Source organism: Pinirhizobacter sp., from assembly GCF_036499745.1.
In the GTDB taxonomy this organism is placed as follows: Bacteria; Pseudomonadota; Gammaproteobacteria; order Xanthomonadales; family Rhodanobacteraceae; genus Pinirhizobacter.
Genome location: NZ_DASYDG010000001.1, coordinates 19,058 through 32,861, shown reverse-complemented (window position 1 = coordinate 32,861; position 13,804 = coordinate 19,058). Strand labels below are relative to the sequence as shown.

12 protein-coding genes are annotated in these 13,804 nt (G+C 64.0%); 7 read left to right on the top strand and 5 right to left on the bottom strand.

From position 1 onward, the window contains the following. Window positions 1–56: 56 nt before the first annotated feature. Both VGM61_RS00140 and VGM61_RS00135 read left to right on the top strand, forming a co-directional pair. Complete coding sequence (locus VGM61_RS00140) at window positions 57–806, top strand: transporter (protein WP_331520662.1); 750 nt, start codon at window positions 57–59, stop codon at window positions 804–806. A 36-nt stretch (window positions 807–842) separates the two neighbouring features. Then, a complete protein-coding gene (locus tag VGM61_RS00135) occupies window positions 843–1,184 on the top strand; it encodes a zinc ribbon domain-containing protein YjdM (RefSeq protein WP_331520661.1) in 342 nt (113 codons plus the stop codon). Here the strand turns inward: VGM61_RS00135 and VGM61_RS00130 are convergent. The 3 genes from VGM61_RS00130 to VGM61_RS00120 form a co-directional block, all read right to left on the bottom strand. Next, window positions 1,166–1,822, bottom strand: coding sequence for a hypothetical protein (locus tag VGM61_RS00130; RefSeq protein ID WP_331520660.1), 657 nt, complete (start codon window positions 1,820–1,822; stop codon window positions 1,166–1,168). The two genes, VGM61_RS00135 and VGM61_RS00130, sit on opposite strands and share 19 nt — an antisense overlap. Before the next feature lie 19 nt (window positions 1,823–1,841). After that, window positions 1,842–2,255, bottom strand: a complete 414-nt coding sequence (locus VGM61_RS00125) for a hypothetical protein (protein WP_331520659.1) — start codon at window positions 2,253–2,255, stop codon at window positions 1,842–1,844. A 167-nt stretch (window positions 2,256–2,422) separates the two neighbouring features. After that, window positions 2,423–3,976, bottom strand: a complete 1,554-nt coding sequence (locus VGM61_RS00120; RefSeq protein ID WP_331520658.1) for an FAD-dependent monooxygenase — start codon at window positions 3,974–3,976, stop codon at window positions 2,423–2,425. 184 nt (window positions 3,977–4,160) lie between these two features. On the opposite strand from VGM61_RS00120, the gene VGM61_RS00115 reads away from it, so the two are divergent. The 5 genes from VGM61_RS00115 to VGM61_RS00095 all read left to right on the top strand — a co-directional run bounded on the left by VGM61_RS00115 (window position 4,161) and on the right by VGM61_RS00095 (window position 9,820). After that, a complete protein-coding gene (locus VGM61_RS00115) occupies window positions 4,161–4,889 on the top strand; it encodes a CoA transferase subunit A (RefSeq protein ID WP_331520657.1) in 729 nt (242 codons plus the stop codon). A 2-nt stretch (window positions 4,890–4,891) separates the two neighbouring features. Then, on the top strand, window positions 4,892–5,521 hold the full coding sequence (locus tag VGM61_RS00110; RefSeq protein ID WP_331520656.1) for a CoA transferase subunit B: 630 nt from the start codon (window positions 4,892–4,894) through the stop codon (window positions 5,519–5,521). A gap of 68 nt (window positions 5,522–5,589) precedes the next feature. Then, a complete protein-coding gene (locus VGM61_RS00105; RefSeq protein WP_331520655.1) occupies window positions 5,590–6,054 on the top strand; it encodes a DUF2946 domain-containing protein in 465 nt (154 codons plus the stop codon). Between the two features lie 59 nt (window positions 6,055–6,113). After that, the gene (locus VGM61_RS00100; protein WP_331520654.1) at window positions 6,114–8,423 is read left to right on the top strand and encodes a TonB-dependent receptor; all 2,310 of its coding nucleotides are present in this window, start codon (window positions 6,114–6,116) and stop codon (window positions 8,421–8,423) included. Continuing rightward, window positions 8,420–9,820, top strand: coding sequence for a PepSY domain-containing protein (locus VGM61_RS00095; RefSeq protein WP_331520653.1), 1,401 nt, complete (start codon window positions 8,420–8,422; stop codon window positions 9,818–9,820). Before VGM61_RS00100 ends, VGM61_RS00095 begins: the two co-directional genes overlap by 4 nt. A 39-nt stretch (window positions 9,821–9,859) precedes the next feature. On the opposite strand, the gene VGM61_RS00090 is transcribed toward VGM61_RS00095, so the two are convergent. Both VGM61_RS00090 and VGM61_RS00085 read right to left on the bottom strand, forming a co-directional pair. Beyond that, entirely contained in the window at window positions 9,860–10,846 is a 987-nt protein-coding gene (locus VGM61_RS00090; RefSeq protein WP_331520652.1) for an MBL fold metallo-hydrolase, read from the bottom strand. 142 nt (window positions 10,847–10,988) lie between these two features. Then, window positions 10,989–13,745 carry a putative bifunctional diguanylate cyclase/phosphodiesterase gene (locus VGM61_RS00085; protein ID WP_331520651.1) on the bottom strand — a complete coding sequence of 919 codons (2,757 nt, stop codon included), beginning with the start codon at window positions 13,743–13,745 and terminating at the stop codon, window positions 10,989–10,991. Between the last annotated feature and the right edge of the window lie 59 nt (window positions 13,746–13,804).

Below are 13,804 nucleotides of genomic sequence, written 5' to 3'. Positions count from 1 at the left end.
ACACCGGCTGCACGCGTGGGCCTGCAAGCTCGCGAACATCAACCACAGGGGCGGCCATGCAAGTGCGACGAGTCCTCGGTCTCGCAGTGGGCCTGCTGCCACTGGCAGCCATCGCCGACCCACCGGATTTCGACCGGCCCGGCGCGGGCTTCGCCACCAGTGTCTTGCCGGCCGGCGGCGTGGCACTCGAGCAGGGCGTGCCCGACTGGACGCGTGAACCTGGCGACAATGGCGTCCCACAGGGCAAGTACACGGCGGACAGCCTGTTCCGCATCGGACTGGGTGGCCCCCTGGAACTGCAGCTGGGAGGCTCGCTTTGGAATCGACTTTACGGTGACGGTGAACGCCGTACCGGCCACGGTGACAGCAGCGTAGCCATGAAGCTTGCACCTGCCACGACCGGGAATTTCAGCTACGCCGTATTGGGGCAAGTGACTTTCGACAACGGCACGCGCGACATCGGCAATGGTGCCCGTCAATACACGCTCGGAACCACGCTGGGATGGAACCTGCCGGACAACAGGCAATTCACCGTATTCGCCAACCTTGATCGGTTGGAGGGTAGCAACACCTGGACCCTGGCGCCGGTGTATACCGTGCCACTGATCGGGAACCTGCAGGGTTACCTCGAAGCCGACCTGATCCACGATGGCCAGGAAGGCAATGAAAGCCTCGCCGGCGGCGGGCTTGCACTGAAGCTGGGCGACCGCGCCCAGGCCGACACCTTCGTGCTGCATCGCGTGGGCCCGCGCGGCACGCAATGGGAGGCCGGCCTGGGGATTTCCGTGTACTTCGGCCGCTTGTAGGTATCATGCGGGCCCAGCGCAACAGGAAGTGCCCCCGTGTCCGTGATCCCCGCCTGCCCACAATGCGGCATGGAAAACACCTACCCCGACGGTGAGCAGTACATCTGCGCCGATTGCGGCCATGAATTTCCGATGCATGCAGTGGCATCGGCTGATGAAGCGACCATCGTTCGCGACGTCAACGGAAATGCTCTTCAGGCCGGCGATACGGTGGTGGTGATCAAGGACCTGAAGGTCAAAGGGTCATCCATCCCGCTGAAGCAGGGCGCCGTGATCCGGAACATTCGACTGGTTGACGGCGATGCCGAGCATATCGAAGGCAGTTCAGACAAGATCAAGGGATTGGTGCTAAAGACGATTTACTTACGAAAATCCTGACAACCATGATCGCTTTGGCTGGCGCTCATTGAGCGATTGCCGGCGAGCCATGTTGCAGCAAAAAGTGCAAATTCGGTATACGTAAGTTCGTTTCTACGAATCCCAGCCTTGCGACAGAAGCCCGGTAGACATTTGCCGAATTCCGCGAAATCTGTGGCAATGGCATCGCCGCCGTGGCATCTCACTTCAGGACTTTCCGTGGCGAGCCAATCCCGGACGGCTAGTATCAGTAGCCGAACCTTGCCGTCGTGTGCACGCGTGTCCTGTCCTGCAATGTCAGATAGACACTTCTGATACGAGTACTTTTGCCTTTCAAGCACCAGTAGCGATGGTTGCTGGCCCATGGTTGGGGCGAGCCGCTTGAGTCCGATAACCAAGCCCAGTTCGAACGGCATATTGAAGCGAGGGAGCCCGCTTCCGGCGTCGAGTTCGACAGCAGACAGATCGTGGATGCTGTAATCGGATTCTGAAGCGATCCGAATGATCTTGTCCAGGCGGACTTCGCCACTATTGCTCGCTTCAAGCGAGGTTCTCGGCCTGAATCCGCAAGCTCTGACGGTGAAGATCGTTGCTTCCAGGAGCGGTCGGTAGTCAACTGTAAACGGGCAGTTGATGAATACGCTGCAATTGCGCCTCATCTCAGTTTGGCATGTCCCATCAACGATCACTGAACCGGCTTCGGAATTTTACGGTAAGGGAATCAAGGTATGCATTTACGTCCTTGGGTGGCTTGATCTCGGTTTTCAGCTCGCTGATCCAGGCGCGGATCTGCGCCTCGCTGAAGCGACATTCTTCTTCGCGGATCGCCGGTGATTCTGGGTAGGGTTTTTTCTTGGCCATACTGCATGCTAACCAATTGAGCATGGCGATGATTTCGGAATGCGATGATTCTGCCGTCGTCTTTGCGATCACAGTTTTGTAGGTCGGCGCGATACAAAGAACATGGCCCACACGCTCACGCGCGGGACCATGGTAGGCCATCCTTAGCTTCGACAGACTCGCGTCCGCCATAACGCGGCCCGGCATGAAGCCGACGCGGCGCTGGCATCGATGAAGGGGGGGCTCGACCATTTGCACGATGTGCGGGTGACGGCATCCTGCCGTTCAGGTCGGTCATCGATGTTTCCGTACGCCGGGAAAACTTTCGGTTTCTTCGGCGGCGGAGCCATAGTGCGAAAATGTTGCCGCTATCGATATAGGAAAATTCTCAAAGTTTGTCCGGTGTTGCCGTAGGTGAGTCAGCTTTCGCCTATTCGCATGCTTTCAGGGTTGGCCACGATGGCAAACCGGGCGATGTAGTTCGCCATCTCGACGAGGCCCTGTTCTTCCTGATCACCTCTGACCATGGCGATATAGCCGTCTGGTCGTACCAGGCACACGGTGCCGGCGGGTATTCCCGCAGCTTGCGCCTTCGCGGCATGGACATACCCATGCAGGGGCAGGCCGGTGTTGTAGGCCAGGCGCCGCACGCCGGGCCCGGGCTCGCCGTAGACATGCAATTGCCAGTCGCGCGTAGTGAGTGACGTGAAATTGTCTACGTCGCCGGCGGGAAGCCATGGCAGGCGGTCTCCGCCGCGCAGCGTGCCGGCACGCCCTGCCGAGAGCGCACTGTCGCGGTAGGCGATGCGCACTTGCGATACCACGCGAAAGGCGAGCCGCGGTGTTCCCGAAAATGCGGCCACGACACGTATCACGTGCGGGAGCAGACCGGTTCGCCACAGCCGGCCGATCGAACCGTCCGAGGCAATCAGGCGAAAGGCGCGGTCGGTACTCTGGAGCAGTTCGCGGGCAAAAGCCATGCGCTCGGTGGCGTAGGTGGACAGGATCGATGCATCGGCGCGTCGGTGCAGCACCGAGGCCAGCTTCCAGGCCAGGTTGATGGCGTCGCCGATGCCAGTATTCATTCCCTGGCCGCCCGCTGGGCTATGAATGTGCGCCGCGTCGCCCGCCAGGTACACCCTGCCGCTGGCAAATGACGAGGCTATGCGGTGGTGTGAGCGATAGGTGGAAAACCAATTCACCTCGTTGACCTTGAGCCCGGTGGTGCGTTCAACCTCGTCGCGCACATCTTCGAAGGTGAAATGCTCCCCGCGCCCCTGGCTGTCCTGCACCACGCCGATCAGACGGTAGGCGCCGGTGCGACGTACCGGCAACACCAGGCAAAAGCCTTCGGCATTCATGCACACGCTTACGCCCCCATCGGCCGCGGCGCCCTCCACCATGGCATCGGTCACGTAGAAGGTCTGCTCGTAGGTGCCCCCGGCGAAATCCAGTCCCAAGGCGTGCCGTACGCGGCTGCCGGCGCCGTCGCAACCGCACAGGTAGTCCACGTCCACGCGCTCGGCGCCGCCGGCACTGTCCAGGCGCACATTCACCGATGTGGGCGTCTGGTCCAGGCCGAGCACCTGGGTACCTCGTTCGATGGCAACGCCAGCGGCCAGCAGGGCCTTCTCCAACAGGCGCTCGTGGTCGTCCTGCGGGTAGGCCAGCACGAACGGAAACGGCGAGATGCCCTCGCCGCCATGGCCGATCGCCAGCCTCGCCCGTTGCACGCCGTTGACACGCACGGCCAGGTGGTCGATCTCGATGCCCGCGGCTACCACGGCCTGGGCCAGCCCGAGCTGGTCGTAGAACTCAAGCGTACGGGCATGTACCGCCATGGCACGCGAAGCCTCACCTGCGGCCATCCGCGGATCGACGATGCGTACGCGCACACCGTCCCGCGCGAGCCACAAGGCCAGTGCCATGCCCGTGGGTCCCGCCCCGGCGATCAGCACCTGCGTATCGTTCATGCGCCCCCGCCTGTTTGCATGCCGCGGATGGTGGCGACCTTCCCGTGTGACCCGCGTGTAGGGGCCACGCTCCCACATCGCGCCTCCGCCCGTGCCGGCCGATTGTGCCCTTGCAGCGGGCCTTCGCAAACCTGGGGTAGTAAAGTGGGCGGGTTACGGTGCCCCAACGCCCAGGAGTCGATCCATGCCAGACGCCGCCCGTCGCCCGCGCGACAAGCGCTACGCCTCCGCCGCCGAAGCCCTCAGGGGCGTGGTGGCCAACGACCAGGTGATCGCCGTGGGAGGCTTCGGCCTCTGCGGCATCCCGGAACTGCTGATCGAAGCCCTGCGCGATTCCGGGGTCACCGGGCTCACCGCGGTGTCGAACAACGCCGGCATCGACGGCGTGGGCCTGGGGATGCTGCTGCAGACCCGGCAGATCCGGAAGATGGTGTCGTCCTATGTGGGCGAGAACAAGGAATTCGAGCGGCAATACCTGGCGGGCGAGCTCGAAGTGGAATTCACCCCACAGGGCACGCTGGCGGAGAAGCTGCGCGCCGGCGGCGCCGGCATCCCGGCGTTCTTCACCCGCACCGGTTACGGCACGCAGGTGGCGAAAGGCAAGGAAACACGCGAGTTCGACGGGCACATGTATGTGATGGAACACTCCATCGTGGCTGACGTGGCGCTGGTGAAGGCGTGGAAGGCGGATCCTTCGGGCAATCTGGTGTTCCGCAAGACGGCCCGCAACTTCAACCCGATGGCGGCCACGGCGGGCAAGGTATGCATCGTAGAGGTCGAGGAGATCGTCGCCCTGGGCGAGATCGACCCCGACCAGGTGCATACGCCGGGCATCTACGTCGACCGCATCGTGCACAACCCCGCGCCGTCGAAGCGCATCGAGCAGCGCACCGTGCGCGACAAGGGAGAATGACCATGGCCTGGAATCGCGACCAGATGGCCCGGCGCGCCGCGCAGGAACTTAACGATGGCGACTACGTGAACCTGGGGATCGGCTTGCCTACGCTGGTGGCCAACCACCTGCCCGACGGCGTGGACGTATGGCTGCAGTCCGAAAACGGGCTGCTCGGCATCGGTCCGTTTCCCACCGATGAAGAAGTCGATGCCGACCTCATCAACGCAGGTAAGCAGACGGTCACCGCCCGCCAGGGCGCAGCGTATTTCTCCAGCGCCGATTCCTTCGCCATGATCCGCGGCGGTCACATCGATATTTCCATCCTTGGCGCCATGCAGGTCACCGACAAGGGCGACATCGCCAACTGGATGGTGCCGGGCAAGATGGTCAAGGGCATGGGCGGGGCCATGGACCTGGTGGCCGGGGTGAAGCGGGTGGTGGTGTTGATGGAGCACACCGCAAAGGACGGCACGTCCAAGATCATCCCCGAATGCAGCCTGCCGCTTACCGGTACCGGGGTGGTGAACCGCATCATTACCGACCTGTGCGTGTTCGACGTCACCGAAAAGGGCCTGAAGCTGGTGGAGCTGGCTCCGGGGGTGGATGAGGCCTCCCTGCGCAACGCCACAGGCTGCCCCTTCACGGCGTGACGGTACGCCGCAGCCTACTGTCATGATCGGCATGGAATAATTCGCGGTCTGGGCCAGTACGGGACTGTATGTTCAAGCGCCACCTCCATCGTCGCATTGCCGCCTGGCTGGCCCTGCTGGCCGTTGGGCTGATGGTGGTTGCGCCCGGGATTTCGCAGGTATTGCGTTCCCAAAGCGGTTTTGCCGAACTCAATGCCTGGTGCGAAGGCCGTGCCGGGCTGGTGACGCATGTGGCGCCGGAGTTTACCGGGGTGGCGGCCGTGGCAGGCGTGCGGGCGGGACCCGCCCACCACGCCATGGCCGGCATGGATCACGACATGCCTGACGGCATGGGCGACATGTCCATGGATGCCTGCGGTTATTGCAGCCTGTTCTGCCATGCCCCGGCGGTACCTACCACGGTAGCCTTCCTGGCCATGCCGGTGCCGACCACGCCCATGTTCACGGTCGAGGTTCCCGCCTCACACCTGCCCCTGCCACCGCGCACGCCGGTGGCGGTGCCGCGGGGACCGCCCGTTTTCCCGATGACCTGAGCTTCGCTCCGCTGGCGTACATGCCTGCGGATCTCTCCAGATTTTTCGGGAATACCTCTATGTATCAGTCCATGCCCGGCCAGCGCGCTGCCGCGTCGCTGGCGTTCGCGGTTGCCATGGTGTTTTGCACGGTGGCGCAGGCCGACGACGCCGACGATGGCGCCTCGCCGCAACACGCAAAATTGCTCGAGGGCGTGAACGTTTCAGCAAACAACGCCAGCCCCATCGATCCGAACATCCCGGCCGTGGTGGAGAGCGTCGATGCCAAGGCGTTGTCCCAGCGCAATGTCGTCAATGCCGAGGATGCACTCAAGTACATGCCGGCCTTCGGCATCCGCAAGCGCTTCATCGGCGACGAAAACGCCACGTTCTCGGTGCGCGGCACCAGTAATACCCAAAGCGCCCGGGGACTGGTGTACCTCGACGGCCTGTTGCTTTCCAATCTGCTGGGGAACAACTTCTCCAACCCGCCGCGCTGGTCGATGGTGTTCCCCGACAACCTCGAGCGCGTCGACGTGATCTACGGTGCGTATTCGGCGTTGTATCCGGGCAACAGCATCGGCGCCACCGTGCTTGTGACCACGCGCATGCCCGATACCCTGCAGCTATCGGCGCAGTCGCAGTTCTTCACCCAGCACGTGGACGAATATGGCGTCGACCGGAACTACGGGGGCCGGAGGCTCTCGGCCACCATCGGCGACAGGGTGGGAAATCTTTCCTTCCTGCTTGGTGTGGCGAGCCTGCAGTCGAACGGGCAGCCGCTGGTGTTCGCCACGCAGAACCTGTCCACCACACCGGCCGGCGCCGCTGCCGTGCCGGTGACAGGAGCTATCGTCGACCGTGGTCCGAACGGCCAGCCGCGCGTGGTGACTGGTATCAACGCGGAAGGGCAGGAGGCCACGCGCCAGCACGAAGCCAATCTCAAGCTGGCTTATGACATCACGCCGGACCTGCGCGCGGGCCTCACCGTGGGCTACTGGTGGCAAGACATGGCGCACCGCACGGAAAGCTTCCTGCGCGATGCGCAGGGAAGGCCGGTGTACACGGGCGTGGTATCCATCGATGGCAGGCAGTACACGTTGCCGGCGAATTTCTTTGCGCCGGGCACGCGCGAAAGCGCCAACACCCTGTACGGCCTTTCACTGGGCACGCACCGCGATAGCGGATGGAATGTCGAAGGGCAGGCAAGCTACTTCGACATGAGCCGCAACCGCGATCGCGTAGCGTCCAGCGCTTTACTGGAAGATGGCCCAGGCCAGCTCACGGCGGGCGATGGCTCGCGCTGGCGTACCTTCGACCTGCGCGCCAGCCACAAGCCCGATGTGGTCGACGCCGGCAGTCACTGGCTGAGCTTCGGCTATCACTACGATGGCTATGCGCTGGCCACCCAGGCTTATGCACTCAATGCCTGGCGACACGGCGACGCAGGTGCGCCGCTGTCGGGTACCGGCGGCAGTACGCAGACGCAGGCCGTGTACCTGCAGGATGCCTGGCAGCTGGCAGATGCCTGGCAGTTCACTGCCGGAGCCCGTTATGAGCAGTGGCGTGCCTTTGCCGGCTATCGAAGTTCCGGCGCGGCCTCTGTCGGTTACGACCAACGCAAGGAACAGCATGCCTCGCCCAAGGCCGCGTTGTCGTGGCGCGCTTCCGACGATGTCACCATGCGCCTGTCGGTAGCCCGGGCCTATCGTTTTCCCACGGTCAGCGAATTGTTCCAGGGAACGTTCAACGGCCTCGCCCTGGTCAACAACAACCCGAACCTGAAGCCCGAGAACGACCTTTCCCGTGAACTCACCACCACCTGGACACGCGAACACGGCGTGGCCCGCTTTACCGTGTATCGCAGCGACACGCGCGATGCACTCTTCAGCCAGACCAACACCACCGTATTCCCCACGGTGACCAATGTGCAGAATGTGGGCCGCGTACGCACGCGCGGGGCCGAGGCGTCGTACGACGGCAACGGCGTGTGGTTCGATGCCCTGGATCTGTCGGCCAACATCGCCTACACCCAGGCCACCACGGTTGATAACCGGTTGAACCCGGCCTCGGTGGGCAAGCAGTTCTATCGCATCCCGATGTGGCGTTCGAACGTGGTAGCTACCTGGCATACCAGCGCCAACACGGCCGTCACGCTGGCCGGCCGATATTCGGGAAGGCAGTACAACTCCCTGGACGAAAGCGACACCAACCCCGATACCTTCGGCGGCACCAGCAAGTTCCTGACCTTCGACGGCCGGGTGACCTGGAAGCCCAATCCGCACATGGATATTGCGCTGGGCGTGGATAACCTCACCAACCGGCGCTACTTCGTGTATTACCCGTATCCTTCGCGCACTTATCTGCTGGACCTGAAGGTGCACCTGTGAGCGTCGTGCCCGACCGCCGCTCGCGCGATGCCTACCGCCTGGTGTGGCGATGGCATTTCTACGCCGGATTGTTCTGCCTGCCGTTCGTGCTGTGGCTGGCGTGCACGGGGTCGATCTACCTGTTCAAACCGCAGATAGAAGCATGGCTGGATCGTCCTTACGACCACATTGCTGCACAGGCACCGCGCGTGGCACCGTCCACGCAGGTTGCCGCCGCGCTGGCCGTGGTGCCTGGTGGCATTTTGAACGCATATGAGTTGCCGGCAGACGACACCAGCGCTGCACGGGTTCTGGTGGGCCGCGGCGACGATCTGGTACGCGTGTACGTGGACCCGACCAACGGTCATGTGTTGCACCAGGTGGTGGAAGACGAACGCCTGATGCGGCGCATCTTCTACCTGCATGGCGAACTGTTGATGGGCGACCGCGGTTCGATGGTGGTCGAACTGGCCGCGTCGTGGGCGATCGTGATGATCCTGTCCGGCCTGTATCTATGGTGGCCGCGCGGCAAGGGTCTGGCTGGCGTGCTGTATCCGCGCTTGCGCGAGCATGGCCGGATGTTCTGGCGTGACCTTCATGCGGTGGCTGGTGTGTGGGTCGCCCTGCTTGCGCTTACCATGCTGGTATCGGGGTTGCCGTGGTCGAAGTCGTGGGGTGGGATGCTGAAGGAAGTGCGTCAGTTCGGTTCGCAAACCCAGGTGGTGCAGGACTGGACCACAGGGCGTTCGGACGAACTGGCGCAACGTCGTGCAGCGAACACGGCAATGGATGACATGGCGGACATGCCGGGGATGGATCATGGCCCCCGCCGCTCACCGAACCAGGTGCTGCATGCGGCGCTCGCCGACGCAGGAATGGCCCGCGCGGCGGTCGATCTGCACGCACTCGATCGCCTGGTGCCGACCGTCGCCAGCCTGAAGTTGCCGCCCCCGGTGCTGATTGCGCCGCCGTCGAAGGCAAAGGCGGGCTGGACGGGACGCTCCGATACCCAGAACCGCCCGAAACGACTGACGCTCACGCTCGATGGCGCCACGGGGCAGGTGGTCAACCGCAAGGATTTCGCCCAGGGTCCGTTCCTGGACCGGGCGATCGGTTATGGCGTGGCTGCCCACGAGGGCCAGCTATTCGGCTGGCCGAACCAGTTGCTTGGCCTGGCCACGGCGCTCGGCCTGATCACTGTCACCATCAGCGGCCTGGTGATGTGGTGGCGCCGCAAGCCGGTGAAGCGGCTTGGCGCCCCACCCGCGCACGGGGCTCGCTATCCGAAGCTGATGGTCGGCCTGCTGGTGGTGTTCGGCGTGCTGTTGCCGCTGTTGGGTATCTCGATGCTGTTCGTGCTTGCGGCCGAACGACTGGTGCTGCGGCGAGTACCGCGGTTGAACGCGTTCTTCAACTAAACAGCGGGACAACCGCCGGTGTCCACGTCTTGGTTGCTGTCAGTCCGGAATGCGCGCGCCAACAGGAATGCTGATGAACGCGTCTTCGGCGACGCCCTCCTCGCGCAATGCTTCCGCCAGCAGGGCCGGCGGCTCATCGAGCGGATCATCGGCAAGCTCGAACACACCCCAGTGGATCGCCAGTGACCTGCGCACGTTGGATTCGCGGTGAAGCTGGACTGCCTGTGCTGGATCAGTGTGCTGGCCTTGCATGAACCAGCGCGGGGAATAGGCGCCGATAGGTAGTGCCGCCAGGTCGATGGGCCCCAGACGCTGGCCCACCTCGGCAAGATTCGGCGAATAACCGGTGTCGCCGGCAAACCAGAAGGTGTAGCCATGGCGTTGCCATACCCAGCCGCCCCAGAGGGTGCGATTGCGGTCGCTCAGGCTCCGCGCACTCCAGTGCCGTGCGGGCACCAGGGTGAAGCGGCCGCCGTCGATGTCGATACCGTCCCACCAGTCCAGTTCGACCGCATGGGTGATGCCATGGCGACGCATCCAGGGGGCAAGACCCAATGGCACCATGAAGACGCACGCGGGAAACCGCCGTGCAATGCTTTTGACGCTACGCGTATCGAGATGGTCATAGTGGTTGTGGGAGATCATCACCACGTCGATGCGCGGCAGGTCGTCCACATGCACCGGCGCGGGTGTGCGACGCGCGGGTCCCGCGAACGATAGCGGCGACGCGCGGTGCGAAAGCACCGGATCGGTGATCACGGTTTGCTCGCCGCGACGCAGCAGCACGCAGGCATGGCCAAGCCACCAGGCGCCGTCGCCTTCAGCGGGGATATCCGCTTTCGTCCACCACTGATTCGCAAACGCCGCATAGCCTGCCTTCGGCGGCTTGGGCAGCCCCTGTTCCTTGCGCTCACGCCGCCACCGCTGCAGATCACCCTTGCCGCGCGTATCGGGCTCCAGGTTCCGGAAGCCTTCCGGGGTATGGTGGGGCTTGGCCGGATCGAAGTACGGGTTACGGTAAGGCATGGGCGTTCCTTCATAACGTTGCCTAGACCTGATGCCGGGCATCGCGACTTTCAACCGTAAGAGACGGGCTCGGCCAGCATCGATTTGCTGGTCGACGAGAACTGCATCGACAGTGGTTCACCGCCGGCTACAACGTCGTTTTCTAGCTTCGCAGTGGCGGCACCAGGGTAAGCCGCGGCTGCGGCGCTGTGTTCACCGGCGATAGCAATCGCTCGATATTGGCGGCGGCCACCGGGCGCGAATACAGGTATCCCTGGCCTTCCACGCATCCGGCCTTCAGCAGGAAGGCGTGCTGCGCGTCGTTCTCGATGCCTTCGGCGATGGTGACCAGGCCCAGCGACCCCGACATCGCGATCATCGCGGCGACGATGGCGACATCGTTGCTGCCCTCGGGCAGGCCGCGCACGAACGAGCGGTCGATCTTGAGGTACGCCACCGCGGGAAGCTTCAGGTAGGTGAGCGAGGAATAGCCGGTGCCGAAGTCGTCGATGGCCACGCCCACGCCCAGGTCGTGCAGCGCGTGCATGGTTCGCTCGGTGTCCTCGCCAAGGCGCAGCAACGCGCCCTCGGTGATCTCCAGCAGCAGCCGCGGTGCGCTGAGCTGGCTGGCCGATAGTGCATCGCGCACGCTCTCGACGAAATCCGGGTGGCCGAACCAGGTGGCCGATACGTTCACCGCCACGCGGATCTGCGGCATGCGCGCCATATCCCAGCGGCGGATCTGCGCACAGGCGGCGTTGATCACCCATTCGTCGATCTGGCGCATCAGACCCAGGGTTTCGGCGATGGGAATGAATTCATCGGGCATCACCAGGCCGCGCTCGGGATGCTGCCAGCGCAGCAGGGCTTCCACCGCCACCACACGGCCGCTTCGCAGTTCCACCGACGGCTGGTACACCAGGTAGAACTCGTCCCGGTGCAGGGCCTGGCGCAGTTCCGTCGCCAGTTCCAGGCGGCGGCGTGCATCGGCATGCATGCGTGGGGTGTAGAAGCGCAATGCGTTGCGCTCTTCGGTCTTGGCTGCGTACATCGCGGCGTCCGCGTTGGCGATCAATGCGGTCGGTTCGCTGCCATCGAGCGGGAAACCCGCGATACCGATGCTGGCGGAAAGGAAGATCTCGTAGTCGCCCACCATGAATCGCTCGGCGAGTGCGGTAAGCAGGCGGCGTCCGAGGTCGCCGGCTTCCTCGCGCGTTTTCAGGCCGCTCAGCAGAACCGTGAACTCATCGCCGCCGATGCGGCCGGCGAGGTCCCTCGGTGAAAGCTCCTTGCGGATGCGGTCGGCCACTTTCTGCAACAGGCGATCACCCACGGCGTGGCTGTAGCTGTCGTTCACCACCTTGAAGGCGTCCAGGTCGATGAACATCACCACCGCGGCGCCACGCTCGCGCGTGGCGGTGCTGATGGCATGGCCGCAGCGCAGTTCGAACTCGGCACGGTTGGCAAGCCCGGTAAGCGGGTCATGCGTGGCCATGTGTTCCAGGCGGCGCTGGTCGGCCTTGTTCGAGGTGATGTCGGTGAACACCGCCACATAGCGCTGGATCTGGCCTTCCGCATCACGGATCGTGCTGATCGACAGCCACTCCGGATACGTGCTGCCATCCTGCCGGCGGCTGAGCACTTCGCCCGTCCAGTGACCGTCGTTTTCAATGCGCGCCCACATCGATGGCGGCAGTTCACGGCCGTCGGGCTGGCGGCGCAGGTCGTCGAAGCACCGGCCCATCAGGGAACCGGCATCGAAGCCGGTCAGGCCCGTCTGCGCGGCATTCACCGCGGTTACCCGGCGTTGCGCGTCGGCGATCACCACGCCTTCGGCGATCGCGCCCAGGGCCTCGGCGGCGATGCGCCGTTCCTGCTCCATCGCTATGCGTTCTGAGACGTCGCGGATGATCGCCTGGCGGACCGGCAAGCCGCCCCAGGTGACCAGGTTGCCATGCAACTCCACCGGGCGCAGTTCGCCACGCGCTCCCAGCAGCGAGCCGGTGAGCTTGCCTTCGGCCGGGGTTTGGCCAGGGCCGGGGATAAACAGTGCATCGAAACGTTGGCCAAGCAGGGCCTGCCTGGTCTGGCCCGTCCATCCAGCGGCGGTATCGTTGACTTCAAGGATGGTGCCCCGGGCCTCGTCCACCATGACGATGCCGTCGGCGGCGCTGCCGAAGAGCAGGCCGAAGCGTTCCTCGGTGCCGCGGATACCGGCCATGATGCGGCGGGCCATGCCAAGCCAGAACAGCGAGGCCAGTGCCGCCACGCCCAGTACGGCGGCGAACAGCACCTTGCCCAGCCACGAGGCGCCATTGGCGATTTCCACTGAAAACAGGTTGCTTCGTGGTTCGATGAAGTCGTTGAGTTGCTCGATGCGCTGGCGGTAAAGCAGGGCCTTCTCGCCCGTCACGCTGCCCTCGTGCCACTGGCGTTCGAGGTCGTCGGCCATGCCGTCGAGTTCGTCCACGGTGCTGTCGGTGGAACGCCAGGCTGTCACCGCCTCCTTGATGTAAGGGGCGCTTTCGAAGTAATGCAGGATGAAGATCATCCCCGGGATCGCCTCGGGGATCACCCCGGCGTCGCTGAATGCCTTGGCCACGGCGGAGTGATCGAACCTGCCGCCGGCTATCTGGTCGCGGGCGAAGCGGTCGTGGTCGAGCACCGCGTGGTTCTGGCGGTAGGCAGCCAGCAGTGAGCGGTCGCCATTGGCGGCATAGGCCGCCAGGTCGATCACCGACTGCTTCTGCGCCTTCGACCAGACGCTCTCGCCGTTAAGGAATCCGGCGAGAGTGACCTGGATCTGGAGTGCGCCGTAGGTCAGCGCCAGGATAAGCACCACCACGGCCACGAGCGCATACGCCAGGGGGCGTAGGCGACGTGACAGCGAATTTTGTGGTGCAACTACCTGGACGCTCACTGCGCCTCCCTTCAATCAGGCGCCGGCCCATGCCGGCGCATTTTTCTTCAGCCACCACG